Below are 25965 nucleotides of genomic sequence, written 5' to 3' on the forward strand. Positions count from 1 at the left end.
CGCATAGACTCCGGCTTCTCTGCAACCCAGGCCGGCCCCCGGGCCGGAACACGACCTATGAGCAGCAGCAGCGGAAAAGTCTTCTTCGACGTGGGCATCTCGCTCGACGGCTGCATGGCCGGCCCCAACGCCGGGCCGGGCAATCCGCTCGGCGATGGCGGCCGGGCCATGCACGGCTGGGTCTTCCAGACCGCCACCTTCCGCGAGATCCTCGGCATTCCCGGCGGTGGCGGCGAGCAGGGCACGCCCGACGACGAACGGGTGAAGCGGGTGTTCGCGCGCGCCGGCGCCTACGTGATGGGCCGCCGCATGTTCGACGAGGGCGAGGTCAGCTGGCCCGAGAACCCGCCATTCCGCGCACCCGTGTACGTGCTCACGCATTCGCCGCGCGAGCCATGGGTGCGGCTGGGCGGCACCACCTTCCACTTCGTGACCGACGGCCTCGAAAGCGCGCTGGCACAGGCCAAGGCCGCGGCTGGCGGCAAGGACGTGCGCATCTCCGGCGGCGCCGACACCGTCCGTCAATACATCAAGGCCGGACTGGTCGACGAATGCACGATCCATGTCGCGCCGAGCCTGCTGGGTGCGGGCCTGCGGCTACTGGACGGCCTTGCGCCCGAGGAGTTGAAGATGACGCCAGTGGGCGCCGAAAGCTCGGCGCTGGTGACGCACCTGGACTACCGCTTCGGCTGAGTGCCGTTGTCTCAGCCCGCCCGCCCGATCGTCGCCACCCCGAACACGATCACTCCCAACACCAGGTTCACCATCACCAGCTTGCGCACGGTGTTGAGCCGCGCGGCCGCCACAGGCCAGGTGCTTTCTTCCACCGCGCGCCGCATTGCCCTGAATACCGAGGCGCGGATGTAGACATAGATGGCGGCCATCACGATCGCGATGCTCATCATCGCTTCGATGCGCCAGTGCAGGCCGCGGAAGCCGCCTGTCGAGAGGATCATCGCCACGCCGGTCACGAACAGCAGCGTGACCGACGCGTCCACCCCTACGAAGAAGCGCCGCAGTGTCGCGGCCATCATGCGCAGGCGCAACGGCGGCTCCAGCGTGGCGACGGCAGAAGGGCGCACCGCGAAGTGCATGGTCGCCATGCCGCCGACCCAGAAGGCGGCGCAGAGCAGGTGGATGAAAAGCGGAATGGCGTAGGACATGGGGGCCGATCAGAACACCGAAAGGGCGAGGCGCGCAACGCCGTGCCTCATGCCGCGGTGCTTCGTGCGCGCGAGGCCGCGCGCTTCTCCGCTTTCTCCGGCTTCTCCTTGCCGGCGGCCAGATCGGCGTACCGCCGCATGTCCGCCACCACGCACCGCAGCAATTCGGCCGCGGCCGGCGACAGCATGCGCCCGTGCCGCGACACGATGTGCGAGCGCCCCTGCGACAGCAGCGGGTTCTTCATCGGCAGCTCGATCAACTCGGGGTTGCTGGCGTTCGGCGTGAGCGAGATCCGCGTGCCCAGGGCATAGCCCAGCCCGGCCGACACGAAGTGGCCGAGCGCGCTGAACGAGGTGGTGGTCAGCAGCGATGGCAGCCGCACGCCCTCGCTGACTTCGGCTGCCTCGATGTGCTGCCGCACGCCGAAGTTGCGGTGCAGCGTGGCGCCTGGGTAGGGCAGCAGGTCGGCCAGCTTCAGCGGACGGCCCAGCTGCGCGAGCGGGTGCGTGGCCAGCACCAGCGCCTGGATCGGCTGCGAGTGCGACTGGTGGGAGGTGAGCCGGTCGTCCTTCGGCGGCTGGAACAGCATGCCGATGTGGGCGCGCTCCTCGACCACGCGCTGCACGATCTCGTCGGTGCTCGCCACGTCGAGGTCGATGGTGATCTTCGGGTGCCGGGTCATGAAGTCGCGCAGGCTGTGGCGCATGAGCCAGTCGACGTACCCTTCGCCGGCCACGACATCGATGTGGCCGCGCTCGATCTTGCGGATGCTGTCCATCTGCGCCATCAGGTGCTGCTTCTGGCTGTTCTGGCGCCGCACGTAGCCGGCCAGCATCTCGCCCGCGTCGGTGGGCACCACGCCGCGGCCGTGGCGCTCCAGCAGCGGCACGCCGCACTCCTGCTCGAGGATGCCGATGGCGCGGCTTACGGCCGAGGGGTCCATGTCGAGCACGTCGGCGGCGCCGCGCACCGAGCCGCTGTCGAGCACCTGCATGAAGTAGCGCACGCGGCGCGTGTCGAGCTTGTCGTCCATGGCCCGGTCTCCTGAAGTTTGTGACGAGTGTTGCATTCGATGCATCGAATATCCCGATTTACGGTCATTGATGCAATAGACCTGCAAGCCGAAACTCGCCGGCACCCCGCAGGTACTGCGCCACGAAAAGACGCCCCACCCATGACCTCTGCCGCCTCCGTCCTTGCCGCTGCCGCGCCTTCCAGCGCCTCCGGAAAACTCAAGCTCGCGCTCGTCACCCTGGCCATCGTGGCCGTGGCCGAGCTCATCGGCCCGGTGCAGTTCAGCATAGGCCCGGGCAAGGTGGCGCTGCTGCCGATGCTGTGGGCGCTGCTGATCGCGGCCGCGTGGGGCATCGCGCACAGCCGTGTGCCGGGCGTGGTGCGCGTGGCGACTGCCGAGCAGTCGTTTGCCGGCGGCCTGCTGAATGCGGGCCTGCTGCTGTTCGTGGTGAAGCTGGGCCTCACGGTGGGCGCGGCGCTACCGCAGGTCAAGCAGGCCGGCTGGGCGCTGCTGTTCCAGGAGTTCGGCCATGCGCTGGGCACGCTGGCGCTGGGCCTGCCGCTGGCGCTGCTGCTGGGCATCAAGCGCGAAGCCGTGGGCGCCACCTTCTCGGTGGGCCGCGAAGGCAACCTCGTGATCATCGGAGAGAAGTACGGCATGGCCTCGCCTGAAGGCCGCGGCGTGCTGGCCGAGTACATCACCGGCACGGTGCTGGGCGCGCTCTTCATCGCGGTGCTGGCGGGCTTCATTGCCAGCCTGCACATCTTCGATCCGCGCTCGTTGGCCATGGGCGCCGGCGTGGGCTCGGGCAGCCTGATGGCCGCCGCGCTGGGCGCCATCGCCGCGCAGCAGCCGGCCGAGATGCTGCCGCAGCTCACCGCCATCGCTGCCGCGTCGAACCTGTTGACCACCGTGGCGGGCTTCTACTTCACGCTGTTCCTGTCGCTGCCGCTGTGTTCGTGGCTCTACGGCAAGCTGGAGCCGGTGCTGGGCCGCTTCTCGAAGCGCGGCGCGCAGGACTCGGCAGGCACGGGCGCCATGTCGCAGGTCAGCGTGGCGCATGGCGGTGCCTTGCCACTGCGCGACACGCTCATCGCCTGGGCGGTGGTGGGCGGCGGCGTGCTCATCGGCAATTCGCTGACCTACAAGGTGCCGATGCTGGTGTCGCTCGAAGGCATGGCTGCCGTGGTGGCGATCGCGCTGGTGGTCGAGGGCATCAAGCGCCTCATGCCGCGCCTGCCGATGGTGCTGGTGCTGTCGGTGGTGGCCACGGTGGTGGGCATTCCGGGGCTGTTTCCGTTCTCCGACGCGCTCATCGCCATCACCGCCAAGCTCAACTTCCTCGCCTTCACGACGCCGGTGCTGGCGCTGGCCGGTTTCTCCGTCGCGAAGGATCTGCCGGTGTTCCGCCAGCTGGGCTGGCGCATCGTGGTGGTGTCGCTCACCGCCACGGCTGGCACCTTCCTCGGTGCGACCCTCATCGCCGAATTCTTCCACTGACAACCCACGAGAGAACTGCCATGTACCGCGACCCCGACATCGACGAAGACACCCGCGCCCGCATGCTGAGCTGGCGCCGCGACATCCACGCCAACCCCGAGACCGCCTTCGAGGAACACCGCACCGCCAACGTCGTCGCCAACGCGCTGATGCTGATGGGCCTGACGGTGCATCGCGGCCTGGCCGGCACCGGCGTGGTCGGCACGCTGAAGAACGGCGAGGGCCCGAGCATCGCGCTGCGCGCCGATCTCGACGCGCTCAACATGCAGGAGCTGGGCACGCAAGCGCATGCCTCCAAGTGCGCCGGCAAGATGCACGCCTGCGGCCATGACGGCCACACCGCCATGCTGCTCGGCGCGGCCGAGCACCTGTCGCGCCACAAGCCATTCAAGGGCACGGTGCACTTCGTGTTCCAGCCCGCCGAGGAAAACGAGGGCGGCGGCCGCGTGATGGTGGAAGAGGGCCTGTTCGAGCAGTTCCCGGCCGACGCCGTCTACGGCATGCACAACTTTCCGGCCCTGCCGCGTGGCCGGTTCGCGATCCGCAAGGGCACGATGACGGCCTTTCTCGACACCTTCGAGATCGTCATTACCGGCAAGGGCAGCCACGGCGCCATGCCCGAGACCGGCATCGATTCGGTGGTTGTCTCGGCCCAGCTGGTGAACGCACTGCAGACCATCGTGAGCCGCCGCACCGGCGCGACCGATTCGGCCGTGGTGAGCGTCACGCAGATCCACGGCGGCGACACCTGGAACGTGATCCCCGAGACCGTGGTGCTGCGTGGCACCGTGCGCACGCTCGACCCCGTCATTCAAGACCAGACTCAGGCCGCCATGCAGCAGATCTGCGACGGCGTTGCGGTCACGCACGGCGCCCGGGTGGCGCTCGACTACCGCCGCGGCTACCCCGGCGTGGTCAACACGCCTGCCGAGACCGACGCCGCCATCGCCGCCGCGGCCAGCCTGGTCGAGCGCGAGCAGGTGCACACCGACATCCCGCCCGCCATGGGCTCGGAAGACTTCGCCTTCATGCTGCAGAAGCGCCCGGGAGCCTACATCGGCATTGGCGCGGGTGAGGGCCCGAACGACCCGAACGTGCACAACCCGTACTACGACTTCAACGACGCCATCCTGCCGCTGGGTGCCGCCTACTGGGTGGCGCTGGTCAAACAGCAGCTGCCGGCATCAACGGACGAGAGCATGATGCGCTGATGCTCTCCGCCTTCGACATTTTCAAGATCGGCATCGGCCCGTCCAGTTCGCACACCGTCGGGCCCATGCGCGCGGCGCTGCTGTTCGCGCAGTCGCTCCAGCGGCGCGGCGTGCTCGCGCAAGTGGCGCGGCTGCATGTGGATCTGTTCGGCTCGCTCGGCGCCACTGGCCACGGCCACGCGACCGACCAGGGCGTGATCCTCGGGCTCTTCGGCGACGCGCCCGACACGGTGCGGCCCGAGACCGTGCAGCCGCGGCTCGAAGCGCTTCGCCGCACCGGCCAGCTGAGCCTGCTGGGCACCACGCCCATCGCATTCGACCGCGTGCGCGACATTGCCTTCCGCGGCGAAGAGTCGCTGCCCGAACACCCCAACGCCATGCGCTTCACGGCCTTCGCGGCCGATGGCGGCACGCTGGCCGAGGGCACGTACTTCTCGGTCGGCGGCGGCTTCGTCGTCGAAGGCGGGCAGGCCGTGGCCGCGACGGTGGCGGCTGCTTCCGCCGTGCCGCATCCCTTCACCACCGGCGACGAACTCATGGCGCAATGCCATGACAGCGGCCTGTCGGTGGCCGCGCTGGTCATGCGCAACGAATGCGTGTGGCGGCCCGAAGCCGAGGTGCGCAGCGGCCTGCTGCGCATCTGGGGCGTGATGCAGCAGTGCGTGCAGCGCGGCTTCGGCATTGACAACCCGTTGGCCGCGCATGCGTTGCCCGGCCCGCTGCGCATGCGCCGCCGCGCCCCCGAGCTGAACCGCGAGTTGCTGGCGCAAGCCGGTGCGGCCGACCCGCTCGCGGTGATGGACTGGGTCAATGCCTTCGCCATGGCGGTGAACGAGGAAAACGCAGCCGGCGGCCGCGTGGTCACCGCGCCCACGAACGGCGCTGCCGGCGTGGTGCCCGCCGTGATGCACTACTACCAGCGCTTCGTGCCGCAGGCGAGCGACGAAGGCATCGTCGACTTCCTGCTCACCGCGGCGGCCATCGGCATGCTCTACAAGACCAACGCATCGATCTCGGGCGCCGAGGTTGGCTGCCAGGGCGAAGTCGGCGTTGCCTGCTCGATGGCAGCCGGCGCGCTGGCCGCGGTGCTCGGCGCCACGCCGGCGCAGGTCGAGAACGCGGCCGAGATCGGCATGGAGCACAACCTCGGCCTGACCTGCGACCCGGTCGGCGGCATGGTGCAGATCCCCTGCGTCGAGCGCAACGCGATGGGCGCAGTGAAGGCCATCAATGCGGCGCGCATGGCACTGCGCGGCAACGGCAGCCACTACGTGTCGCTCGACGCCGTGATCCGCACCATGAAGCAGACCGGCGAGGACATGAAGTCGACCTACAAGGAAACCTCGCTCGGCGGCCTCGCGGTGAACGTGGTGGAGTGCTGAGCGGCGGGCCTGGCGCTGGCGCGTCAGAATGCGGGGCTCGTTGCCACGCCCGCAGAAAGATGAGGCTCCCATGACCCGCGCCATCCGAACCATTGCCCAGAAACGCGCCGACTTCCGCGCCCTTCACGAACAAGGCTGCTTCGTCATTCCGAACCCCTGGGACACGGGCAGCGCGCGCTTTCTCGAAGGCCTGGGCTTCAAGGCGCTGGCCACCACCAGCTCGGGCTTTGCGTGGTCGCAGGGCCAGGCCGATGGGGCGATGTCGCGCGAACTCATCCTGGCGCACTTGCGTGAGCTGGTGGAGGCCACTGATCTGCCGGTGAACGCTGATTTCGAGAACGGCTTTGCCGCCGATGCGCAGGGCGTGGCCGAGAGCGTGCGCCTTGCAATCGAGACAGGCGTGGCGGGTCTGTCCATCGAAGACTCGACGGGCAATGCCGCCGATCCGCTCTTTGCCATCGACGTGGCGGTCGAACGCATGCGCGCCGCGCGCAAGGCCATCGATGCATCTGGCGCCGACGTGCTGCTGGTCGGTCGTGCCGAGAACTTCTTTGCCGGGCGTCCCGACCTCGACGACGCCATCGCGCGGCTCAAGGCTTACTCGAACGCGGGCGCCGATTGCCTCTACGCGCCCGGCATCAAGACTCGTGAGCAAATCGCCGCCGTGGTCGCTGCCGCAGGAGGCAAGCCGGTCAACCTGCTGGTGGGCGCGGCCAGCGAGCTCACGATGCAGGACATCGCCGGGCTCGGCGTGCGCCGCGTGAGCGTGGGCGGCGGCATGGCGCGCGCGGCTTGGGGCGGCTTCATCCGCGCCGCGCGCACGCTGGCCGAGCAGGGGCGCTTCGACGGCTTTGCCGATGCGGCCCCGGGCGCCGAGCTCAACGCCTTCTTCCGCCCGTTCGCCGGCTGAGGCACCGTGGATGCGCTGCTCGCCGAGATCCGCGCCTGCCGCGCATGCGAGGCGCACCTGCCATTGGGCCCGCGGCCAGTGGTGCAGGCCAGCGCAAGCGCCCGGCTGCTGATCGTCGGCCAGGCGCCCAGCATGACCGTGCACCGCACGGGTGTGCCGTGGGACGACAAGAGCGGCGAGCAGCTGCGCCGATGGCTCGGCATTGGTCGCGACGTGTTCTACGACGCGACGCGCATTGCGATCGTGCCGATGGGCTACTGCTACCCGGGGCGTGGTGCCAGCGGCGACCTGCCGCCGCGCAAGGAATGCGCTGAGCTGTGGCACGAACGGCTGCTCGCGCAGATGTCGCGCATCGAACTGACGCTGCTCATCGGCCAGTACGCACAGCGCCACTTTCTCGGCAAGACCGCGCGTGGCAGCGTCACCGAGACCGTGGAGGCCTTTGCCGACTACGCGCCGCGCTTCGTTCCGCTGCCGCATCCATCGCCGCGCAACACGGGCTGGTTCAAACACCACCCGTGGTTCGAGAGCGATGTGCTGCCGGTGCTGCGCGAGCGGGTGCGGGAAGCGCTGTTTTCGCCCACGCCATCGCCGCCTGCAACTAGGGCGCCGATTTAGTGCGCCGCGCCGCGGGCCGGCGCGGCGGCTTCGCCTCCAGCACCAGCTCGGCCGGCAGCGCGTCGTTCCACGACTCGGTGAAGTACGCGCGGTCGCTCGGCACCAATTGGGGCAACGCTTCGCGCAGCAAGCCGAGCGACTGTTCCGCCGCCTTCAGGTCGCCCGCATGCGCCGCATACCAGGCGTGTTCGAACAGCAGGCTGCAGTGCTGCAGCCCTGGGTAGCGGCGGCGCCCCGCCTGGTGGTCGGCGAGCCGCGCCTGCGCCACGTCGACCCAGCGCGCTGGCCAGTTCGTCGCGTCGAAGGCATCGGCGAGCGGACCGGCCAGCTTCGAGATGGCGGCTGGGTCCAGCGGCTTCTGCGCACGGAACTGCGCGAGCGTGGGCTGCTTCTCTGGCCGGCAGTTGCCGCGCGCGATGCGCATCAGGTAGATCGCGTTCCACGCCGAGCGGCCCTGGCCGTCGGTGTGGCCGCAGAGCCATTCGCTGAAGGCAATCCACTGCACCGCGCGGCGCGTGGTGTCGGCCTTGCCGTCGTGCGCGAGCGCGGGCAGATCGGACAAGCCCACGCGATCGAACAGCCATGCGGCCATGCCCATGTTGGCGGCCACGTGCTGCGCCGCATCGAAGGAGTGCGATTCGAAGGCTGCGGCCAGCGCCTCGCCGAAGCGGCGCAATGATTCTTCGGCCAGCGCGGCGGCGGCCGGCTTGTTTTCAGCCGACAGCGCCAGCGCGCGCGAGCGGCACACCAGCGCCCACAGGTTGCACCACTCGAAGCGCACGTCGGGGTGGTGCCGCAGCACCAGCCCGCGCGCTGCGTCCTCGGCCATGCCGCTCAACAGCGATTGCGCCAGCGGCAGGTCGCGCGCGGTGTAGGCGCACCATGCGGAGACGATGCACTCCATCGCGCCGAGGTAGTCGTTGCCCGCCACATGGTGCGCGAGCCGCTGCTTCTTCAGCGCCTGCAGTCGCCGCCGCGCCTGCTCGTTGTCGCCGAGCCGGCGCCACAGCATGGCCTCGTTGAGCGTGACCAGCGCGCGCTGAAAGTCGGTGGTGGCCAGCGTGCCGGCGAGGCGGATCGATTCGAGCGCGCTTCCGTTGCCGTTACCGCCTGCCACCGGCGCCATCAGCCGGCCCTGCCGTGCGGCCTGCTGCGAGGCGACAAGCTGCTTCCAGAACGCCGCGTCCTGCAAATGCACAGCATCGGGTGGCGGCGAGCCGGCGGCCTGCGGCTTGCGCGAACGCAGGCCGAGGAACGACGCCACTTCGGCGGCCGTGGCCGCGCGGCCTTGCACCAGCACGCGCACGCGCTTCGCCTCGGCGGCGGGCAGCCAGAACGGGCCCTGGCTGCGCCGCTCGGCATTCAGGAAGCGGGGCTCGCGGTGCGTGTCTTCGCCCCAGCCGACCTCGATGTTCCAGGCCTTGAAGTCGCGGAACGCGCGGCTCACGACCATGCGCAAGGTACTGGCGTCGGACACTTCGCCGCGCAGGTCGGCCAGCCGCACGACACCGGCGCCGGTGTCGTGCGCATGCTGCATGCGCACCAGCAGCCAGAGCGATTGAAAGGCCGCGCGCCGGCCGTTGACCGACTGCGGCGAGGTGAGTTCGATGGAAAGGAGAGCAGGCTTGGGCACGCCCCGCATTGAACCTCAAATCGGGCGAAGAACCTGATCAGTACCGATGGCGGTCCAGCAGTTCGGGCACTTCGCTACGCCCGATGCCCAGGTCGCGCAGATCGTGGTCGCTCATGCTGGCCAGTTGCCGCGAGTCGGCGCGTGCGCGGCGGCTGTTCACCACGCGGCGGCGCCAGCCGCGCAGGGCATGGATCAGGCGTTGATGAAAAGACGATGGCTTGGGCGCGGTCACGATGGGCTCCTTGGTTGGGAGCGCTCATCTTCCGGCGACGCATGCTATTGTGGAAGTTGAGATTCCTGACACTTCCCATCACCTTTACTGATACTGAGGCGACCCGATGCGACAGCTCAACCTCGACCAACTGCGCACCCTCATCGCCATCGTCGACCTCGGCACCTTCTCGGCGGCAGCCAGGGCGCTGCACCTGGCGCAGCCCACGGTGAGCCTGCACATCAGCGAACTCGAATCGCGCCTCGACGCACCGCTGGTGGTGCGCGGCAACCGGCGCATCACGCCCACGGCCGCCGGAGCGGCGCTGGTCGAGCGCGGACGCAAGCTGCTGCGCGATACCGACGATGCCGTCGAGGCGGTCAAGCGCCAGGCCGAAGGGCGCGTGGGCCGCGTGCGCCTGGGCACCTCCACCGGCGTGCTGGTCGACCTGCTGCCGCAGGTGCTCGAAGCGCTGGGGGAGGAGCATTCGGGCATCGATGTCGAAGTGAGCATCCGCGGCTCCTACGAGGCCATGGAGCGGCTGGCGGCGGGCACGCTCGACATCGGCCTGGTCGCCATTCCGCAGCCGCCGCTGCGCGGCATCGTCGTCACGCCGTGGTGCGAGCAGCCCATGATGGCCTTCGTGCCGCAGCGCTGGAAGGCGCCCAAGCGCGTCACGCCGGCCTGGCTGGCGACGCAGCCGCTGATCTTCAATGAGGCGACCACGCACATGTACCAGCTCACGATGGAGTGGTTCGCCGATGCCGGCTTTGCGCCGCGCGCGCGCATCGAGCTCAACTACGACGCGGCCATGCGCAGCCTGGTGGCGGCCGGCTATGGCGCCGCGCTGCTGCCGCTGCAGCAGTCCACCGACACGGGGCGCAACGACCGCATGCAGATCCTGCCGGTGAGCCCGAAGCTCACGCGCCGCGTGGGCATTGCGCATCGCCAGCACGCGATGCTCGACGGCGCGACGCTGAGCGTGCTGAAGGTGCTGACGGCGTTCAGCCCGGCCTGAGCATCCCGAGCCGGGCACTCATGCGCGCCAGGCGCCGGGGGAGCGTGCGCACGTCGTCGGCAATGCCGTGGTTGCGCCAGCCGAAGATGCGGCGCACATAGGCATCGGCCGCGCCGTCCACCGCGATGCAGGTGGTGTGCACACCGGCTTCGCGCGCTTCGGCCACGGCCTGGCGGGCGTCTTCGATCAGGTACCTGGGGTCGTGCACGTCGATGTCGGAAGGTGCACCGTCGGTCACGAGAAGGATCGCGCGCTGGCCCGCGGGCTCGCCGCGCAAATGCGAGGTCGCATGGCGCAACGCGGCGCCCATCCGCGTTGAGTAGCGCCCCTGCACCGCACCGATGGTGGCGCGCGATGCGGCGTCGAGCGGCTGGCCGAAGTCGAGCAGGCGGTAGTAATAGACCTCGGTGCGCGTGTTCGACGAGAAGCCATGGATCGCGAGGCGGTCGATGCCTTGCGTGTTCGATGCGGCGAGCAGCAGCGCGGCCTGCTTTTCAATCTCGAGCAGCGAGACGCCGTGCGGGCCCGCATCGTTCGCCGACGCCGAGAGGTCGAGCAGCACGAGCAGGCTCGATGGGCGCGGGCCCTTGCCGGGGCGCATGAACAGGCGCGGGTCGGGTTGCAGGCGCAGGCGGCGGTCGGTCAGCACTTCGATGGCGGCGTTCAGGTCGATGTCGTCGCCTTCCCATTGGCGGCGCAGCCGGTGCGTGCGGTCGAGATGGCGTGCGCGCGGCAGGGCAAGCGGAGGAATGCGTTTGCTGTCGGCCGTGGCTTGCTCGCGCAGTGTGGAGAGGCCTTGCCATGCGGGCAGCTTCTCGATCACCGTGCACCAGTCGGGGCGCAGGCGCTCCAGCTTGCGGTCCCATTCGGGGTAGGTGTAGCGGCCCAGTTCCATCGCCTCGTCCGTGGCGTTGGATGTACCCATGGTCGGTGGTGGCCGCGCACCCGATTGCTGGAGCGCGATGGCCTCATCCGGCGGCGTATCGGCCTCGCCGAAATCCCAGAGGTAGCTGTTGTCGTCGCGGTAGGGCGCGGGCACGGTGTAGTCCCGGGGCTCGAAGCGCACGCGCATCTGGCCGAGGTCGTTGGCGAGGATGGAGGCGACGGCGCGGAAGGCGTCGTAGCTTTCCAGGCCGGCATGCGCGATGGTTTCGTCGAAAAGGCGGCGCGCCTTGTTGACCCAGTGGTTGTCGTCCTGCCACGCGGGCACCATCAGCACGCGGTCCATGCGGGCGATGAGCGCCGCGAAGCTCAGGTCCAGCGGGTCGGGCACGGGTGCCAGCGATTCAACGAACCAACCGTGCAGGCCGGGGAAGTCGCGGCACAGCAGGCGTTCGACGCGCGCGTCCTCGATGGTCGAGATCACCGCGATGCCCATGGGTTTGAGCGCACGCGCCGGGCGGGCGGGCGTGGAGTGGCGCAGGTGCGCGACCGCATGTGCGACCATGGCGCGGCGCAAGCGTTTTTCGCTCGCGCCTTCGGGCAGCAGCAGGCGCTTGCCGACAAGCACGGCGCGCGTTCCGGCCAGCGCCTGCACTTCGACATCGATGCCGGCGAGGCCACGGGCCAGCAGCGATAACGCAGCGTTCATCCGAACTGTGCTTCGACAAAGCCCTGAAGCGCGCTCGCCATGTCGGGGTCGTCCGTCAACGCGCGCGTCATCGTCATCTCGCAGCTCTCGCGCGGCGTCACGCCGTCGCGGATCAGCACGCCCGCATAGATCAACATGCGCGTCGACACGCCTTCGTCGAGCCCCCGGTGCTTCAGCTCGCGCGAGCAGCGCGCGATGGCCACCAGCTTCGCTGCGAGGTCGAGCTCGATGGCGGCCTCGTGCGACACGATCTCCGCTTCGAGCGCGCTGCCGGGGTAGTCGAATTCCAGCGCCGCGAAGCGCTGGCGCGTCGAAGGCTTCATGTCCTTCGCGCTGCTCTGGTAGCCGGGGTTGTACGACACCACGAGTTGAAAGTCGGGGTGCGCGCGCACCAGCTCGCCCTTCTTGTCGAGCGGAAGGATGCGCCGTGCATCCGTCAGCGGGTGGATCACCACGGTCGTGTCCTGCCGCGCCTCCACCACCTCGTCGAGATAGCAGATGCCGCCGTGCCGCACGGCGAGTGTCAGCGGCCCGTCGTGCCAGGCCGTGCCGTTGGTGTCGAGCAGGTAGCGCCCGACGAGGTCGGAGGCCGTCATGTCCTCGTTGCAGGCCAGCGTGACCAGCGGCCGGCCCAGCGCCCAGGCCATGTACTCCACGAAGCGCGTCTTGCCGCAGCCGGTCGGGCCTTTCAGGATCAGCGGCATGCGGTGGCGGTACGCCTGCCGGTACAGCGCCACCTCGTTGCCCGCGGGCCGGTAGAAGGGCTCGGTCTCGATGCGGTAGGCGGCCAGCGGATCGGGAACAGCCGCGTTCATCGGTGCTGGGCCGGCTCGTTCGGAATGCCCTCGATCGGGCACTCCGGCGTGCCCACCGTACTGCGCGTGAACGACTCCACCATCTCGCGCGTGCCCTCGGGGTCGTTGATCCACTTCGTGTAGAAGTTGTAGGGGCAGGCGGCTACGCCCTTGTCGCCATCGCCCGAGTTGATGGTGCCGGTGTAGCCGCGGTGCACCAGCTTGAAAAGGTGGTTCTGCGACTGGCCGTTCTTGCGCGCGTCGCGGATCAGGCCCATCGAGAGCTCGGCGTAGTTGATGCCCATCTCTTCCTCGCCGCATTCGCCGAGCGTGCGGCCGTCGAAGCCGATCAGCGCCGAATGGCCGAAGTACGAGTACACGCCGTCGAAGCCCGCCGCGTTGGCCACCGCCACGTAGGTGTTGTTCATGAAGGCCATGGCCTTCGACACCATGATCTGCTGTTCCTTGGCCGGGTACATGTAGCCCTGGCAGCGCACGATGAGCTCGGCGCCGCGCATCGCGCAGTCGCGCCAGATCTCGGGGTAGTTGCCGTCGTCGCAGATGATCAGGCTGATCTTCATGCCCTTGGGGCCATCGCTCACATAGGTGCAGTCGCCCGGATACCAGCCCTCGACGGGCACCCACGGCATGATCTTGCGGTACTTCTGGACGATCTCGCCCTGGTTGTTCATGAGGATCAGCGTGTTGTAGGGCGCCTTGTTCGGGTGCTCCTCGTGGCGCTCGCCGGTCAGCGAGAACACGCCCCACACGTTGGCGCGGCGGCAGGCGTCGGCAAAGATCGCGGTTTCGTCGCCGGGCACGGTGGCCGCTGTGTCGTACATCTCCTTGGCGTCGTACATGATCCCGTGCGTCGAATACTCCGGGAAGATCACCAGGTCCATGCCCGGCAGGCCTTTCTTCATGCCGACCAGCATCTCACCGATCTTGCGGGCGTTGTCCAGCACCTCGGCCTTGGTGTGCAGGCGGGGCATCTTGTAGTTGACGACCGCGACGCCTACGCAATCGTTGCTGCTCGAAATATCACCATGTCTCATGACGCTGCTCCTGAAGGATGGTTGAGAAAGAAAACAAACAAAAAAGGCCCGAACCGGGCTCAACCGGTTCGGGCCTGTCTGTCTGCGGTGCAACGGGTTCGTGTCGTCGAAGCCGATTGTTCTCAACTCAGCGCGGGCTGCACATACGTCATTTCGCTGATTGCGGTGGGCGCTCCGTTCAGCGGGGGCGTGCGTAGCCGGATTCGATCCAGGCGGTGGCGCTCGACGCGCTGAGCCTGAAGGCCGGCGACACGTTGACGCTGGCGAGCTCGGAGTCATCGGCGTCGTCATAGGCCGTGAGCGTGGCCGAGGGGTTGTCCTCGTCGGGCACGATGCTCAGGGCCACGCGAATGCGCTGGTCGTTGCGCGCGGTGACGGTCACGCTCTTGTTGAGCGTGGCGTGCAGCTGCTGCTCATGGCGGCGGATGACTTCGGCGGCGGTCTTCACCAGCGTGGAGAAGGCGGGGCCGTCGAGCGGCTTCGGGTTCTTCTTGTCGCGGCCCATGGTCCAGGGGCCGACCAGCGCCGGCTCGGGGTCGCCGTGGCGGGTCATCTCGACGGCCCAGCCGTCGTCTTCCTCGTTCTTGATGATGCGGGCGGTCCAGCGGTCGTCGCGCCAGAGGCGGTCTTCCTGCAGGGGGAGGGTGTCGGAGTCTGTCGGGTCGGTCATTCGGGTGTCGTTGGTCTGGCGCGGGGTATTTTCGCCTCTGCCGCAGGGCCGCCGATGTAGAGCGAGAGGCCTTCGACCAGCGCGTCGAACGCGGCGCGGCAGCTCGGGCTGTTGCGCAGGTCCTCGTGCATCGTGACCCAGGTGTCGAGCTTCAGCGAGAAAGTGCGCGGCATCAGCCGTACCAGCGCAGCGTTGCGCCTGGCCAGCGCCACCTGGCAGATGCCGATACCCGCGCCCGCGCGGATCAGCGCCAGCTGCGCAAGGTCGCTGTCGGTGCGCAGCGAAAAGGTGTCGCGCGTGAAGCCCTTGAGCGACTTGCCCGCGTTGCGCACGAAGGCCGTGGGCTGGTCGTAGCCGATCAACGCATGCGCGGCCAACTCATCCAGCTTGCGCGGTGTGCCGTGGCGGGCGAGGTAGTTTTCGTGCGCATGGAAACCCAGCTCGATGTTGCCGATGCGGCGCGCCACCAGCTGCTCTTGCCGCGGCCGCACCATGCGCACGGCGATGTCGGCCTCGCGCCGCAGCAGGTCCTGCACGCGGTTGGTCGACACCAGCTCTACCTTCAGCGCCGGGTGCGCCTCGCGCAGCCGCGCCACGATGGGCGGCAGCACTTCCGCGCCGACCACCTCGCTGGCCGATATGCGCACCACGCCGCGCACGCCTTCGCCCTGGCTGCTGGCGGCGCGCTCCAGCGAGGCGGCGGTGCTTTCCATGGCCTCGGCGTGCGCGCGCAGCGACAGCGCCACCTCGGTGGGCAGCAGCCCCGTCTGCGAGCGTGTGAAGAGCACCACGCCCAGCGCCTCTTCGAGCGCCGCCACGTGGCGCCCGGCAGTGGGCTGGGTGATGCCGAGCGCGCGAGCCGCGCCCGAGAGGGAGCCCTCGCGCAGCACGCCGAGGAAGGAGTGGTACAGCTCCCAGCCGATGTTCGAAGTCATACATAAATGTATGGCTGATAGCTCATGTTCGGCAATTCCAATTGAACCCCGCCGAACCCAGAATTCCTCCATCGACAACTGTTCTGGAGCATTTCATGGCACGCAACGACACGGTTCTGGTTCTTGGCGCAACGGGTGGCATCGGCGGCGAGGTGGCCCACCAACTGCGCGATGCGGGCTGGGAGGTGCGCGCACTGAAGCGCGGCGCAGTCGAAGGGCGCAGGGACGGCATCACCTGGCTGGCCGGCGACGCGATGGACGCGCAGGCCGTGCTGCGGGCCGCGAAGGGCTGCTCGGTCATGGTGCATGCGGTCAACCCGCCGGGCTACCGCCGCTGGTCGGAGCTGGTGCTGCCGATGCTCGACAACACCATTGCCGCCGCTAAGGCCGAAGGCGCGACCATCGTGCTGCCCGGCACGGTCTACAACTTCGGCCCCGATGCCTTCCCGCTGCTGGCCGAAGACTCGCCGCAGCATCCGGCCACGCGCAAGGGCGCGATCCGCGTCGAGATGGAAAGGCGCCTCGAAGACGCCAGCCGCCAGGGTGCCCGCGTGCTGATCGTGCGCGCCGGCGATTTCTTCGGACCGAAGGCCGGCAACAACTGGTTCTCGCAGGGGCTGGTGAAGGCGGGGCAGCCGGTCAAGGGCGTGAGCTACCCCGGCCGCGCCGGCATCGGCCACCAGTGGTCGTACCTGCCGGACGTGGCCCGCACTATGGTCGAGCTGCTGGCGCGGCGCGACCGGCTCGAAGCCTTCGCGCGCTTCCACATGGCCGGCCACTGGGACGCCGACGGCACGCGCATGAGCGATGCCATCCGCAAGGTGGTGGCCCGTCGCACCGGCGCCAAGGTGGGTGTGTCGGCCTTTCCGTGGTGGCTGCTGACGCTGGCCTCGCCCTTCGTCACAACCTTCCGCGAAATGCTCGAGATGCGCTACCTGTGGCAAACGCCCGTGGGCATGGACAACGCGAAGCTGGTGGCTTTTCTCGGCCGCGAGCCGCACACGCCGCTCGATGAGGCGGTCGAGGCCGCGCTGGAAGGCATGGGTAGCCTGGCCGTGGCACCAATGGCCGCGGTGGCCTGAAGGATCAGAACACCGACAGCCCCGTACGCGCCACGAACAGCTCGAGCGCCTTCATGCCCAGCAGCGAATTGCCGGTGGCATCGAGCGCGGGCGACCACACGCACAGCGTGAGCCGGTCGGGCACCACCGCCACGATGCCGCCGCCCACGCCGCTCTTGCAGGGCAGGCCGATGGAAAAGGCCACGTCGCCCGCCGCGTCGTAGGTGCCGCAGGTGAGCATCAGCGCGTTGATGCGGCGCGTCTGCCGCTCGCCCGTGATCTCGGGCTCGCCGTCGATCGGATGCGCCCCGTCGCGGCACAGGAAAGCGGCGGCGCGTGCCAGTTGCCGGCAGCTCATGCGCAGCGAGCACTGGTGGAAGTAGGTGTCGAGCACAGTCGCGACGTCGTTGTCGATCTTGCCGAAGCTCTTCATGAAGTTGGCCAGCGCGACGTTGCGAAAACCCGTGTCGGCCTCCGACTGCGCCACTTCGTCGTCGAAGCCGATGGGCTCGCCGCACAGGCTGCCCATGAGCGCAAGGATGTCGGCCTTGGCGCTGCCGCCGGTGGCCTTCGCCTGGCTCACCAGCCGGTCGGCCACCGCGATGGCGCCCGCATTGATGAACGGGTTGCGCGGCTTGCCCTGTTCGTTCTCCAACTGCACCAGCGAGTTGAACGGATTGCCCGATGGCTCGCGCCCGATGCGCTCCCACAGCGCGTCGCCCATGCGCTGCATGGCGAGCGTGAGCGTGAAGAGCTTCGACACGCTTTGAATGGAGAAGGGCGTTTCGAAGTCGCCCGCGCCGGCTTCTTCGCCCTGGCAGGTACGCAGCGCGATGCCGAACTGCCGCGCGTCCACGCGGGCGAGCGCCGGGATGTAGCTCGCGACGGTGCCGCCCTGGCCGAGCTGCGGACGCAGCGTGGCGACGATCTCGTCGAGAACGGGCTGGAAGTTCGTTGTGGTCTTGCTCATGCCGAGCGTTGTACCGCAGGCCGCCGGTTCACCAGCACGATGCCCAGCGCCACGCCGGCCAGCGCCACGATCAGCTGCGCCGTGAGCGGCTCCTTCAGCAGCACCACGCCGAACACCAGCGCGAACAGCGGCGTGAGAAAGGTGAAGGACGACATCTGCGTGGCCGGGTAGTGCCGCAGCAGCCACATCCATGCGAGATAGCTGGCGAAGGCGCCGACCACCGTCTGCAGGCCGATGGAGGTCCAGGCCCATGCGGAATACGAAAAGCCCCAGTGCTCGCCGAGCGCCAGCGACAGCACCGGGCACACCGCCGCCGTGACCGCCACTTGATAGAACAGCGTCTTCTCCGCGCTGGCCGTGGCCAGCCGCGTGGTGCGCAGCGTGAGCGTGGTCAGGCCCCAGAGCATGCCGGCCGCGAGAGCCATTCCGTCGCCGATGAGCTGCGACGAACTCATGTGGCCGAAGCCCTCGCTGAAAGCCAGCACCACGCCCGAGAACGCAATGAACAGCCCCAGCCACTGGAAGCCCCGCAGCCGCTCGGCCGGTACCCAGCGCGGCAGCAGCAGCGACACCCAGAAAGGCGCGGTGTAGAGAAACACCGTGAGCCGCGAGGCGCTGGTGTGCTGCAGCCCCAGGTAGATGCCGGCGAACTCGCCCGAGAACAGCAGGCCGGCCAGCAAACCGGGCCACAGCGTGCCGTCGCGCTCGAACAGCGACACGCCTCGCGATACACACCACAGCCACAGCAGCACCGTGGCGCCGACCATGCGGATCGAGGCCTGCCACATCGGCGGCACCTCGGCCACGGTGGTCTTGATGAGGATCTGTTGGAGGCCCCAGAAGGCGCAGCAGGCAATGAGCAGGCCGATGGCGAGGGAGTCGAGGTGGGTCTTGCGCTGGATCATTCGGGGCCGGTCAGTCGCGGCGGATTGCCGCGTAATTCATCCGATGATCGTATCGTGCCAGCGTGTTTATTGTGCGAACGCGGTCAGCGAAGGCAGCGGCGCGCGCTGCTCGAAGCGCTTTTCGATGGCCAGCAGCGCAGCCTCCAGGAACTGCAGGAACATGCCCATGGCCACCGCCGTGGTCTGACCCGCGCGCTGGTAGAGGCAGCTGAACGAGCGTGCCCCCGCGTCGGCCAGGCCGGTCCACACCAGCGTGCCGCGTTCCACGTCTTCGGCCACGTTCTCGGGAATGAGAAAGCCGATGCCCGTGCCGCCGGCCACCAGCCGCCGCACCATCGCGACCGAGCTTGTCTCCACCAGCGGGCGCACCTTGCGGTGCTCGCGGTGGTCGATCTGGTCGACCATGGCGCGCAGCTCGGTGTCGGGCGTCATGAGGATCAGCGGGTGGTCCAGGCAGTCGCGCAGCCGCGGCAGCTTGCCCAGCGCCGCCAGCGGATGGCCGGGCGGCGTGACAAGGCCCAGGTGCTGCGGAAACGCGCGGATTTCCTCCACGCCGGGCGGTGGCTTGCGGCGCAGGCAGAAGCCGATGTCCGATTCGCCATTCGCCACCCACTTCAGGATGTTCTCGCCGCTGCCCGAGCGCACGCTGTAGGTCACGCCCGGGTAGTTCTTCATGGCCGCCTCGATGACCTCGGGCACCAGCTGCTCGGCCGACGAATGCGACACCGCCAGGTTGATGTGCCCGCGCCGCAGCGAGCGCAGGTCTTCCACCTGCGCCATCGCGTTGTCGAAGTCGCGCTGCCCGCGCCGCACGGCGGCCACCATGATCTCGCCCGCCGTGGTCAGCTGCATGCCGCGCGGCAGCCGGTCGAACAGCGGCGTGCCCACCTGCTCCTCGAGGTTGAGCACCTGCTGGTGCACGGCTGCAGCCGTGAGGTGCAGCGCCTCGGCGGCCTTGCGCACCGAGCCGCGGCGGGCCACTTCGTCGAAACAGCGGAAGGTCTGGGAGATGGCGCGCATGGTGGCGGGGAGTGTATGGATTTTCTATACGCACCGTACGAAACAAACAGATTTTCCTGACGGGTGATGCGGCCTACATTCGCGCCATTCTTCAATCTCCCGAGGTTCGCTTCCGTGACCACCACCACCGTCGACCAGATCACCCAGCGCCGCCGCGGCACCGGCCTGATCGCCCACGACCCGGCGCTGAGCGTCGGCGGCTACACCCTGATCGCGCCGCAGACCGATGACGGCAACGTCTACCTGATCGACATCGAGGGCCGCGTTGCGCACCAGTGGAAGATGCCCGTACGCCCGGGCCGCGCGGCGGTGATCCTGAAGAACGGCAACCTCGGCTACAACGGCAACCACGCGAACTCGCCCGAGATCTACGGCGCCTGGTCGCTGTGGCACGGCGGCGATTTCTACGAGGCCACGCCAGAGGGCGAGATCGTCTGGCGCTTCGAAGACCCGACCCACCACCACGACGCCCGCTGGCTCGACAACGGCCACCTGCTGTACGCCGGCTGCGCGCCGGTGCCGGCCGGCTTCGCCGAACGCGTGCCGGGTGGCACCGCCCACGGCTCCGACGAAGCGATGTACGGCGACGTGATCCGCGAGGTCGACCGCGACGGCAAGCTGGTGTGGGAATGGAAGGCCTGGGAGCACCTGGCGCCGGAAGACTTTCCCATCCACCCCGGCTTCGGCCGCACCCACTGGCCGCTGGTGAATGGCCTCGACGTAACGCGCGAGGGGCTGGTGCTGATGAGCCTGCGCACCACCTCGGGCATCGTCGGCGTCGACAAGGCCACGGGCGGCGTGAAGCTGCATATTCCACCATCGGTGCTGTCGCACCAGCACGCGCCCGTCGCGCTGGCCAACGGCCACATTCTTGCTTTCGACAACGGCAACTTCCGCACCGGCAAGCATGTGGCGTTCTCGCGCGTTCTCGAAATCGACCCGTCCTCCAACGAGGTCGTGTGGCAGTACGCGGACGAGCTGGTCAACGCGTTCTACACCGCCTACATGGGCAGCGCGCAGCGCCTGCCCAACGGCAACACGCACGTCACCGAGTCGGCCACGGGGCGCCTGTTCGAGGTCACGCCGGCCGGCGAGGTGGTGTGGGAGTACGTGATTCCCTGGTTCGCCGAATACCCCGACGAGGCCGCGCGCAAGTACGTGCCCGGCCGGCAGAACAGCGTGTTCCAGACCTTCCGCTACACCGCGGCGCAACTTCCATGGCTCAAGGTTTCCGCATCATGATTTCTTCCGCCCTTCGCATTGCATTCCCGTTGGCGCTGGCGGCGGTGCTGCCACTTTCCGCGCAGGCGGCAGACGCACCCAAGCCCGTGCGCATCCTCAGCAACTGGTTCGCCCAGCCCGACCAGGCCGGCTACTGGCAGGCCCAGCAGGACAAGCTCGGCAAGGAAGCCGGCATCGAGATCAGCGTGCTGCAGGGCGGCCCGAAGATCCAGACCATTCCGCAGGTGGCCTCGGGCCAGGCCGAGTTCGGCATCGGCAATGCCGACGACGTGCTGCTGGCCCGCCTGCGCGGCGCGCCGGTGCGCGCGGTGTTCGCGCACCTCGACTACGTGCCCTACACGCTGGTCTACCACGCCGACCCGGCCGTGAAGTCCATCGCCGACCTGCAGGGCCGCACCTTCGCGGTGAACATCGGCAACGCCTACTGGGAGTGGACGAAGAAGCAATACAAGCTCACTGGCACGCGCGAGATCCCGGTGAGCGGCGACCTGAGCCTGTTCCGCAACGACCCGAAGATGGTGCAGCAGGGCTACTCGCTGTTCCTGCCCGCGCGCATGGCCGCGGCCGGCGTGCAGGTGCAGCAGGTCACGCTGGCTTCGCTGGGCTACCGGCCCTACGACGTGCTCTTCACCACCGACGACATGATCCGCAAGAACCCCGCGCTGGTGAAGGCCACCATCGCGGCGGTGCAGAAGGGCTGGGCCAACTACGTGCGCAACCCCTCGGGGCTGAAGCCGCTGATCACCGGCATGAACAAGCAGATGACGCCCGAGATCTACGACGCGGCCAACAAGGAAATGATCGAGACGCTGATCTCGCACGACCTCGGCCGCATCGGCTGCATGACCGACGCGCGCTGGAGCGAACTGGCGGGCCAGCTGCGCAGCGTCAACTTCCTGCCGGCGAACTTCGACGCGAAGCAGGGCTACGACCGCACGCTGGTGCCGGGCTGCAACCCATGAACGGCGCGGCCGTCGGGCTGGAGGGCGTGTCGAAGCGCTTCGACTCCGGGTTGCAGGCGCTGGGCACGGTCGACTTCGCGCTGCGCCCCGGCGAGTTCGTCTCCATCGTCGGGCCCTCGGGCTGCGGCAAGTCGACGCTGCTGCGCATCATGGCGGGGCTCATCGCGCCGAGCGCCGGGCGCTGCACGCGGCCCGAGGGCATCGAGACCGCCTTCGTGTTCCAGGAAGCAGCGCTGCTGCCCTGGCGCACCGTGGAGCGCAACGCGCAACTGCTGATGGAGCTCGAAGGCCATGCGCCAGCGAGCTACCGGGCGCGTGCCGCCGAGGCGCTGAAGCTGGTGGGGCTCGCGGGCTTCGAGAAGTCGTACCCGCACCAGCTCTCGGGCGGCATGCGCATGCGGCTGTCGCTGGCGCGCGCGCTGGCGTTGCGGCCGGGGCTGCTGCTGCTCGACGAGCCGCTGGCAGCGGTCGACGAACTCACGCGCGACGTGCTGCAGGAAGAGCTTTCGTCGTTGTGGCGCCAGGCTGGCTTTACCGGCGTGCTGGTGACGCACAACGTGCATGAGGCGGTGTACCTGTCGAACCGGGTGGTGGTGATGTCGCCGCGGCCGGGGCGCATCCTCGACGTGATCGACGTGCCTTTCGAATTTCCGCGCGCGCCCGAGTTGCGTGCCAGCGCGGGCTTTGCGGCGCTCACTGGCCAGGTGACGGCGGTGCTGCGCGCGCAGCATCACGCGCAAGCCGTGGCGTGAAAGAGATGACGATGACCCGATCTGTTTCTTCTCCTGCCGCCGCCTTCGTGCGCAACGCCGCCCCCGTGCTGGTGGTCGCGCTGCTCGCCATCGGCCTGTGGTGGCTGCTGAGCGCCACCGTCTACGAGGGCAAGGGCTACCTGCTGCCGTCGCCGCAGGAAGTGGCAGCAGCCACGGCCGAGAACGCTGGCGTGCTCGCGGGCGCGACGCTGTCCACGCTGAAAGAGGCTCTGCTGGGCTATGCGCTGGCCATTTTCCTCGGCATCGCGGGCGCGGCTGTGCTGGCGCAGTCGCGGCTGCTGGAACGCAGCCTGTACCCGTACGCGGTGCTGCTGCAGACCGTGCCGGTGGTGGCGATCGCGCCGCTCATCGTGCTCTGGTTCGGCTACAACGAGCTGTCGGTGGTGATCGTGAGCTTCATCATGTCGCTGTTCCCCATCATCAACAACACGATGCTGGGCCTGCGCTCGACCTCGCGCAATCTTGCGGAGCTGTTCGCGCTGCACCGCGCGAGCGGGCTGGTGTCGTTCTGGAAGCTGCGGCTGCCGGGCGCGCTGCCGCACATCTTCGCGGGGCTGCGCATCTCGGCGGGGTTGTCGGTGATCGGCGCCATCGTGGGCGAATTCATCATCGGCTCGGGCAATGCCGAAGGCGGGCTCGGCGTGCAGATCGTGTTCGCGCAGGGGCGCATGTACACGGCACTGCTGTTCGCCGAGGTGATCGCGGCGACGCTGCTGGGCTTTCTGTTCTTCCTCGTGGTGAGCGCGATCGGACGGCTGCTGCTGCGGCACTGGCATGAATCGGCGTTGTAGCGCCGAGACCGTGCTCTGTTTCGTGGTCAACGGGTAGGGCGGTCGCAGGCCTCCGTTAGCATTCGATCGTTCGTTCCGGGTACCGCTTCCCCTTGCTCGGCTCTGCATCCGGTATAGATGCAGGGCCCGAGGGGTATTCAGTGGGCCTGCAAACCTTCTCCTGGTTGCTGCTTGCGGCCAGTGTTGCCGCAGAAGTCGCCGGGACGATCGCGCTCCGGTACGCAGACGGATTTACGCGCCTTGTCCCGTCTCTGGTGGTCGGGGCTTCCTATGCGACTGCCATCTGGCTGATGTCGATCTCGGTCAGGCACCTGGAAACAGGGCTCGCATATGCGGTGTGGGCGGGTAGCGGCACTGCATTGACCGCAGTGCTCGGCGCCATCTGGTTTGGCGAGTCGATGACGCTCCTTCGGGTGGCTGGTATTGCCATGATCGTGGCCGGCGTTGTCGTGCTCAACCTCGACGCGCGCTAGTGATGATGCGCGCTCGTGCACAGGGCCCGTGAACCTGGGAGAGCGGTTATCGGTCAGGCACCGGGTACGGCGGCTTGCCCCGCGTGCCGATCATCAGATCGGGCACCACGGTCTCCACATCGGGCAATGCACGCGCCGCGCGCTCCAGCTTCTTCGCCAGCGCTGCGTTCGGCACACAGCCCTGCAGGTACACCCATCGGCGCTGGATCATGACCCACACGCTGCCTTTGTTCACCCCCGGCACCGCGAGCAGCGCGGCGCGCACCTTGGGCGCGAGCGGCTTGTCGTAGCGGTAGGCGTTGCTGTCGGTGCATTTGCCGGCCAGCCAGCAACTGGTGCCGCGCTCAAGCCGCGAATGGGTCTGCACGCGGCGCTCTTCGGCCGTGTAGAACGGCCCCTCGGGCATTGCGCAGGCCGGCAGCCCCGCCGACACCTGGAAGAACGGATCGTCGAACCAGTTCTGCTTGAGCGGCCCGTTCGCTTCCTGCGCCATGCCGGTCTGTGCGGCAAGCAACAAGACAGACGACAGGAGCGCAGGGCGGTTCATTACAAGGGATGCTCGGTGTAGAAGCGCCCGCCGTGGAACAGCAGCGGCGAGGCGCCCGCGTCGTGCGTGCAGCGCTCCACTTCGCCCACGAAGATCACGTGGTCGCCTTCGTCATAGCGGCTGCGGTTGAAGCACTCGAAGCTGGCTGCTGCACCTACCAGCACCGGCGCGCCGCCGAGGCCCTCGGTGAAGGCCACGTCGGCCCAGCGGTCGATGTTCTTGGCGGCGAAGCGTTCGGCCAGCGCCTTCTGGTTGGCCGCCAGGATGTTCACCGTGTAGTGCGAGCCGGTGCTCAGTGCGGGCATCGAGCCGGCCGCGCGCGCCAGGCTCCACAGCACCAGCGGCGGCGCCAGCGACACCGAGTTGAACGAGTTGGCCGTGAGGCCGACCAGCGTGCCGTCGGCCGCGCGCGCAGTGACCACGGTGACGCCGGTGGCGAACATGCCGAGCGATTCACGAAACTCGTCGGTCGAAAAAGAGGGCGGCTGGGCCCGGCGGGGAGTGGTCACGAAAGAGGCTGGGCGGTGGTCGGCAGGAGGGCCATTTTGGCTCAGCGCCCGGCGGGCTGCCTGACTGGGCCCATCAACTCTGTCACCAGGCGGGTATAGACGGTGGCGGCGGCCGAGGGCGTTCGACCCGCGAGCGCGACCAGGCTGTAGTGCGTCTGCATGCGGGCAAAGCCGACCACCGGCAGGGGCACGAGGGCGTTGGTGTCGGTGTTCAGGGCCGGTGCGTGGGGCGCGAGGATGACCGCGTTGGCGGTCAGGGCCAGGTGACGCAGGGTGCCGGCGTCGTCGCAGGTGACGTTGAAAACGCCGCGGTCGTCGCGCTGGATCTGGCTGTCGAAATACGCGGCCACCTCGGCGGGAAGGTTGGGGCCGGCCACGGGATAGCGCATGGCTTTTTCCAGCGTCACCTGCTTCAGCCGGCGCAGCGGGTGCTTCGGCTGCACGAAGAACGAGACGGGCAGGTCGGGCAGCCGCGCAAGCTTGAGGCCGGGCTGCTTCTTCAGGTCGCGGGTGTCGGCGATGAACAGGTCGAGCTGGCGCCGATGCAGGCGCTCGCTGAGCGTGGCGGTGTCGGCCACTTCCATGCGCATGAGGAGTTGCGGATGACGCTGTGTCATCAGCGACAGGGCCATGCGCCCGAGCGTGCTCGCGGCGAAGGGGCCGAGCCCCACTGCGAGGCTGCCGATGGCCAAGCCTTCGAGCTGCAGCACGTCGCGCTGGATCTGCTGCGCATCGGCGAGCAGCTCGCGGGCACGCGCGAGCACGAGCTCGCCGGCCTGCGTGAAGCGCACGGTGCCGTAGGCCCGGTCGATCAGGCGCGCCTGCAGGTTGTCTTCCAGGGTGTCGATGCTGCGCGAGAGCGCGGGCTGCGACAGATGCACGGCCTGCGCTGCGCGGCCGAAGCTGCCCTGCTCGGCAAGGGCAACAAGATGCTGGAGCTGGCGCAACTGCATTTTGCGTCTCACTTAAAAAGGAAGCGCGTATTTTGCATTTGCCAATGCTTCT

Annotated in this window: 28 protein-coding genes; 13 read left to right on the forward strand and 15 right to left on the reverse strand. The window is 68.5% G+C overall.

From position 1 onward, the window contains the following. Positions 1-57 precede the first annotated feature (57 nt). A complete protein-coding gene (locus tag ACSFCA_RS28640) occupies positions 58-693 on the forward strand; it encodes a dihydrofolate reductase family protein (RefSeq protein ID WP_435461817.1) in 636 nt (211 codons plus the stop codon). A gap of 11 nt (positions 694-704) precedes the next feature. Here ACSFCA_RS28640 and ACSFCA_RS28645 read toward each other — a convergent pair whose 3' ends face one another. Both ACSFCA_RS28645 and ACSFCA_RS28650 read right to left on the reverse strand, forming a co-directional pair. Continuing rightward, entirely contained in the window at positions 705-1163 is a 459-nt protein-coding gene (locus tag ACSFCA_RS28645) for a CopD family protein (protein ID WP_435461816.1), read from the reverse strand. 47 nt (positions 1164-1210) lie between these two features. Next, the gene (locus ACSFCA_RS28650; protein ID WP_435461815.1) at positions 1211-2197 is read right to left on the reverse strand and encodes a LysR family transcriptional regulator; all 987 of its coding nucleotides are present in this window, start codon (positions 2195-2197) and stop codon (positions 1211-1213) included. A 141-nt stretch (positions 2198-2338) separates the two neighbouring features. Here ACSFCA_RS28650 and ACSFCA_RS28655 point away from each other — a divergent pair, with 141 nt between their 5' ends. From ACSFCA_RS28655 to ACSFCA_RS28675, 5 genes are all read left to right on the forward strand, one after another. Next, complete coding sequence (locus tag ACSFCA_RS28655; protein WP_435461814.1) at positions 2339-3679, forward strand: DUF3100 domain-containing protein; 1341 nt, start codon at positions 2339-2341, stop codon at positions 3677-3679. A gap of 20 nt (positions 3680-3699) precedes the next feature. Further along, positions 3700-4890, forward strand: a complete 1191-nt coding sequence (locus tag ACSFCA_RS28660) for a M20 aminoacylase family protein (protein WP_258351957.1) — start codon at positions 3700-3702, stop codon at positions 4888-4890. Continuing rightward, a complete protein-coding gene (locus ACSFCA_RS28665; protein WP_435461908.1) occupies positions 4887-6272 on the forward strand; it encodes an L-serine ammonia-lyase in 1386 nt (461 codons plus the stop codon). Before ACSFCA_RS28660 ends, ACSFCA_RS28665 begins: the two co-directional genes overlap by 4 nt. A 70-nt stretch (positions 6273-6342) precedes the next feature. Beyond that, positions 6343-7182 (forward strand): isocitrate lyase/PEP mutase family protein, encoded by an 840-nt coding sequence (locus tag ACSFCA_RS28670; RefSeq protein ID WP_435461813.1) that lies wholly within the window; start codon positions 6343-6345, stop codon positions 7180-7182. A gap of 6 nt (positions 7183-7188) precedes the next feature. Next, positions 7189-7800, forward strand: coding sequence for a uracil-DNA glycosylase family protein (locus tag ACSFCA_RS28675; protein ID WP_435461812.1), 612 nt, complete (start codon positions 7189-7191; stop codon positions 7798-7800). Here ACSFCA_RS28675 and ACSFCA_RS28680 read toward each other — a convergent pair. After that, positions 7784-9433 (reverse strand): hypothetical protein, encoded by a 1650-nt coding sequence (locus ACSFCA_RS28680; RefSeq protein ID WP_435461811.1) that lies wholly within the window; start codon positions 9431-9433, stop codon positions 7784-7786. The genes ACSFCA_RS28675 and ACSFCA_RS28680 overlap by 17 nt on opposite strands. Before the next feature lie 37 nt (positions 9434-9470). Beyond that, on the reverse strand, positions 9471-9665 hold the full coding sequence (locus tag ACSFCA_RS28685) for a YjiS-like domain-containing protein (RefSeq protein ID WP_435461810.1): 195 nt from the start codon (positions 9663-9665) through the stop codon (positions 9471-9473). A gap of 106 nt (positions 9666-9771) precedes the next feature. Here ACSFCA_RS28685 and ACSFCA_RS28690 point away from each other — a divergent pair, with 106 nt between their 5' ends. Then, on the forward strand, positions 9772-10662 hold the full coding sequence (locus ACSFCA_RS28690) for a LysR family transcriptional regulator (protein WP_435461809.1): 891 nt from the start codon (positions 9772-9774) through the stop codon (positions 10660-10662). Here the strand turns inward: ACSFCA_RS28690 and ACSFCA_RS28695 are convergent. The 5 genes from ACSFCA_RS28695 to ACSFCA_RS28715 form a co-directional block, all read right to left on the reverse strand. Beyond that, on the reverse strand, positions 10649-12253 hold the full coding sequence (locus ACSFCA_RS28695) for a nitric oxide reductase activation protein NorD (protein ID WP_435461808.1): 1605 nt from the start codon (positions 12251-12253) through the stop codon (positions 10649-10651). The genes ACSFCA_RS28690 and ACSFCA_RS28695 overlap by 14 nt on opposite strands. After that, the gene (locus tag ACSFCA_RS28700) at positions 12250-13068 is read right to left on the reverse strand and encodes a CbbQ/NirQ/NorQ/GpvN family protein (protein WP_435461807.1); all 819 of its coding nucleotides are present in this window, start codon (positions 13066-13068) and stop codon (positions 12250-12252) included. The genes ACSFCA_RS28695 and ACSFCA_RS28700 overlap by 4 nt, the downstream gene beginning before the upstream one ends. Continuing rightward, a complete protein-coding gene (locus tag ACSFCA_RS28705) occupies positions 13065-14102 on the reverse strand; it encodes an aliphatic amidase (RefSeq protein WP_435461806.1) in 1038 nt (345 codons plus the stop codon). The genes ACSFCA_RS28700 and ACSFCA_RS28705 overlap by 4 nt, the downstream gene beginning before the upstream one ends. A gap of 178 nt (positions 14103-14280) precedes the next feature. Beyond that, on the reverse strand, positions 14281-14772 hold the full coding sequence (locus ACSFCA_RS28710; RefSeq protein WP_435461805.1) for a hypothetical protein: 492 nt from the start codon (positions 14770-14772) through the stop codon (positions 14281-14283). Then, positions 14769-15707, reverse strand: a complete 939-nt coding sequence (locus tag ACSFCA_RS28715) for a LysR family transcriptional regulator (protein WP_435461804.1) — start codon at positions 15705-15707, stop codon at positions 14769-14771. Before ACSFCA_RS28715 ends, ACSFCA_RS28710 begins: the two co-directional genes overlap by 4 nt. Positions 15708-15802: 95 nt before the next feature. Between ACSFCA_RS28715 and ACSFCA_RS28720 the strand changes: the two genes are divergently transcribed. Continuing rightward, the gene (locus ACSFCA_RS28720; protein WP_435461803.1) at positions 15803-16789 is read left to right on the forward strand and encodes an NAD-dependent epimerase/dehydratase family protein; all 987 of its coding nucleotides are present in this window, start codon (positions 15803-15805) and stop codon (positions 16787-16789) included. Between the two features lie 4 nt (positions 16790-16793). Here the strand turns inward: ACSFCA_RS28720 and ACSFCA_RS28725 are convergent, their stop codons facing one another. From ACSFCA_RS28725 to ACSFCA_RS28735, 3 genes are all read right to left on the reverse strand, one after another. Then, a complete protein-coding gene (locus ACSFCA_RS28725; protein ID WP_258351942.1) occupies positions 16794-17738 on the reverse strand; it encodes a glutaminase in 945 nt (314 codons plus the stop codon). Further along, complete coding sequence (locus tag ACSFCA_RS28730; protein WP_258351941.1) at positions 17735-18643, reverse strand: DMT family transporter; 909 nt, start codon at positions 18641-18643, stop codon at positions 17735-17737. The genes ACSFCA_RS28725 and ACSFCA_RS28730 overlap by 4 nt, the downstream gene beginning before the upstream one ends. Before the next feature lie 66 nt (positions 18644-18709). After that, a complete protein-coding gene (locus tag ACSFCA_RS28735; protein WP_093076604.1) occupies positions 18710-19663 on the reverse strand; it encodes a LysR family transcriptional regulator in 954 nt (317 codons plus the stop codon). Positions 19664-19777: 114 nt separating this feature from the next. Between ACSFCA_RS28735 and ACSFCA_RS28740 the strand changes: the two genes are divergently transcribed. The 5 genes from ACSFCA_RS28740 (at position 19778) to ACSFCA_RS28760 (ending at position 23904) form a co-directional block, all read left to right on the forward strand. Then, positions 19778-20905 (forward strand): aryl-sulfate sulfotransferase, encoded by a 1128-nt coding sequence (locus ACSFCA_RS28740; protein ID WP_435461802.1) that lies wholly within the window; start codon positions 19778-19780, stop codon positions 20903-20905. After that, positions 20902-21867: an ABC transporter substrate-binding protein gene (locus ACSFCA_RS28745; RefSeq protein WP_093076607.1), complete on the forward strand. Its 966-nt coding sequence runs from the start codon at positions 20902-20904 to the stop codon at positions 21865-21867. The genes ACSFCA_RS28740 and ACSFCA_RS28745 overlap by 4 nt, the downstream gene beginning before the upstream one ends. Continuing rightward, positions 21864-22619, forward strand: a complete 756-nt coding sequence (locus tag ACSFCA_RS28750; protein ID WP_435461801.1) for an ABC transporter ATP-binding protein — start codon at positions 21864-21866, stop codon at positions 22617-22619. The genes ACSFCA_RS28745 and ACSFCA_RS28750 overlap by 4 nt, the downstream gene beginning before the upstream one ends. Before the next feature lie 11 nt (positions 22620-22630). After that, positions 22631-23431, forward strand: coding sequence for an ABC transporter permease (locus ACSFCA_RS28755; protein WP_435461800.1), 801 nt, complete (start codon positions 22631-22633; stop codon positions 23429-23431). A gap of 140 nt (positions 23432-23571) precedes the next feature. Continuing rightward, positions 23572-23904 (forward strand): DMT family transporter, encoded by a 333-nt coding sequence (locus ACSFCA_RS28760; RefSeq protein ID WP_435461799.1) that lies wholly within the window; start codon positions 23572-23574, stop codon positions 23902-23904. A 46-nt stretch (positions 23905-23950) separates the two neighbouring features. On the opposite strand, the gene ACSFCA_RS28765 is transcribed toward ACSFCA_RS28760, so the two are convergent. Genes ACSFCA_RS28765 through ACSFCA_RS28775 form a run of 3 tightly spaced genes read right to left on the reverse strand, consistent with a single transcriptional unit; the run spans position 23951 to position 25913 of the window. Next, positions 23951-24451, reverse strand: a complete 501-nt coding sequence (locus ACSFCA_RS28765) for a BON domain-containing protein (protein WP_258351936.1) — start codon at positions 24449-24451, stop codon at positions 23951-23953. Further along, positions 24451-24960: a flavin reductase family protein gene (locus ACSFCA_RS28770; RefSeq protein ID WP_258351935.1), complete on the reverse strand. Its 510-nt coding sequence runs from the start codon at positions 24958-24960 to the stop codon at positions 24451-24453. Before ACSFCA_RS28770 ends, ACSFCA_RS28765 begins: the two co-directional genes overlap by 1 nt. Before the next feature lie 41 nt (positions 24961-25001). Beyond that, positions 25002-25913: a LysR family transcriptional regulator gene (locus ACSFCA_RS28775; protein ID WP_435461798.1), complete on the reverse strand. Its 912-nt coding sequence runs from the start codon at positions 25911-25913 to the stop codon at positions 25002-25004. Positions 25914-25965 lie beyond the last annotated feature (52 nt).

Source organism: Variovorax multivorans (genome assembly GCF_051216835.1).
Taxonomy (GTDB): Bacteria; Pseudomonadota; Gammaproteobacteria; order Burkholderiales; family Burkholderiaceae_C; genus Variovorax.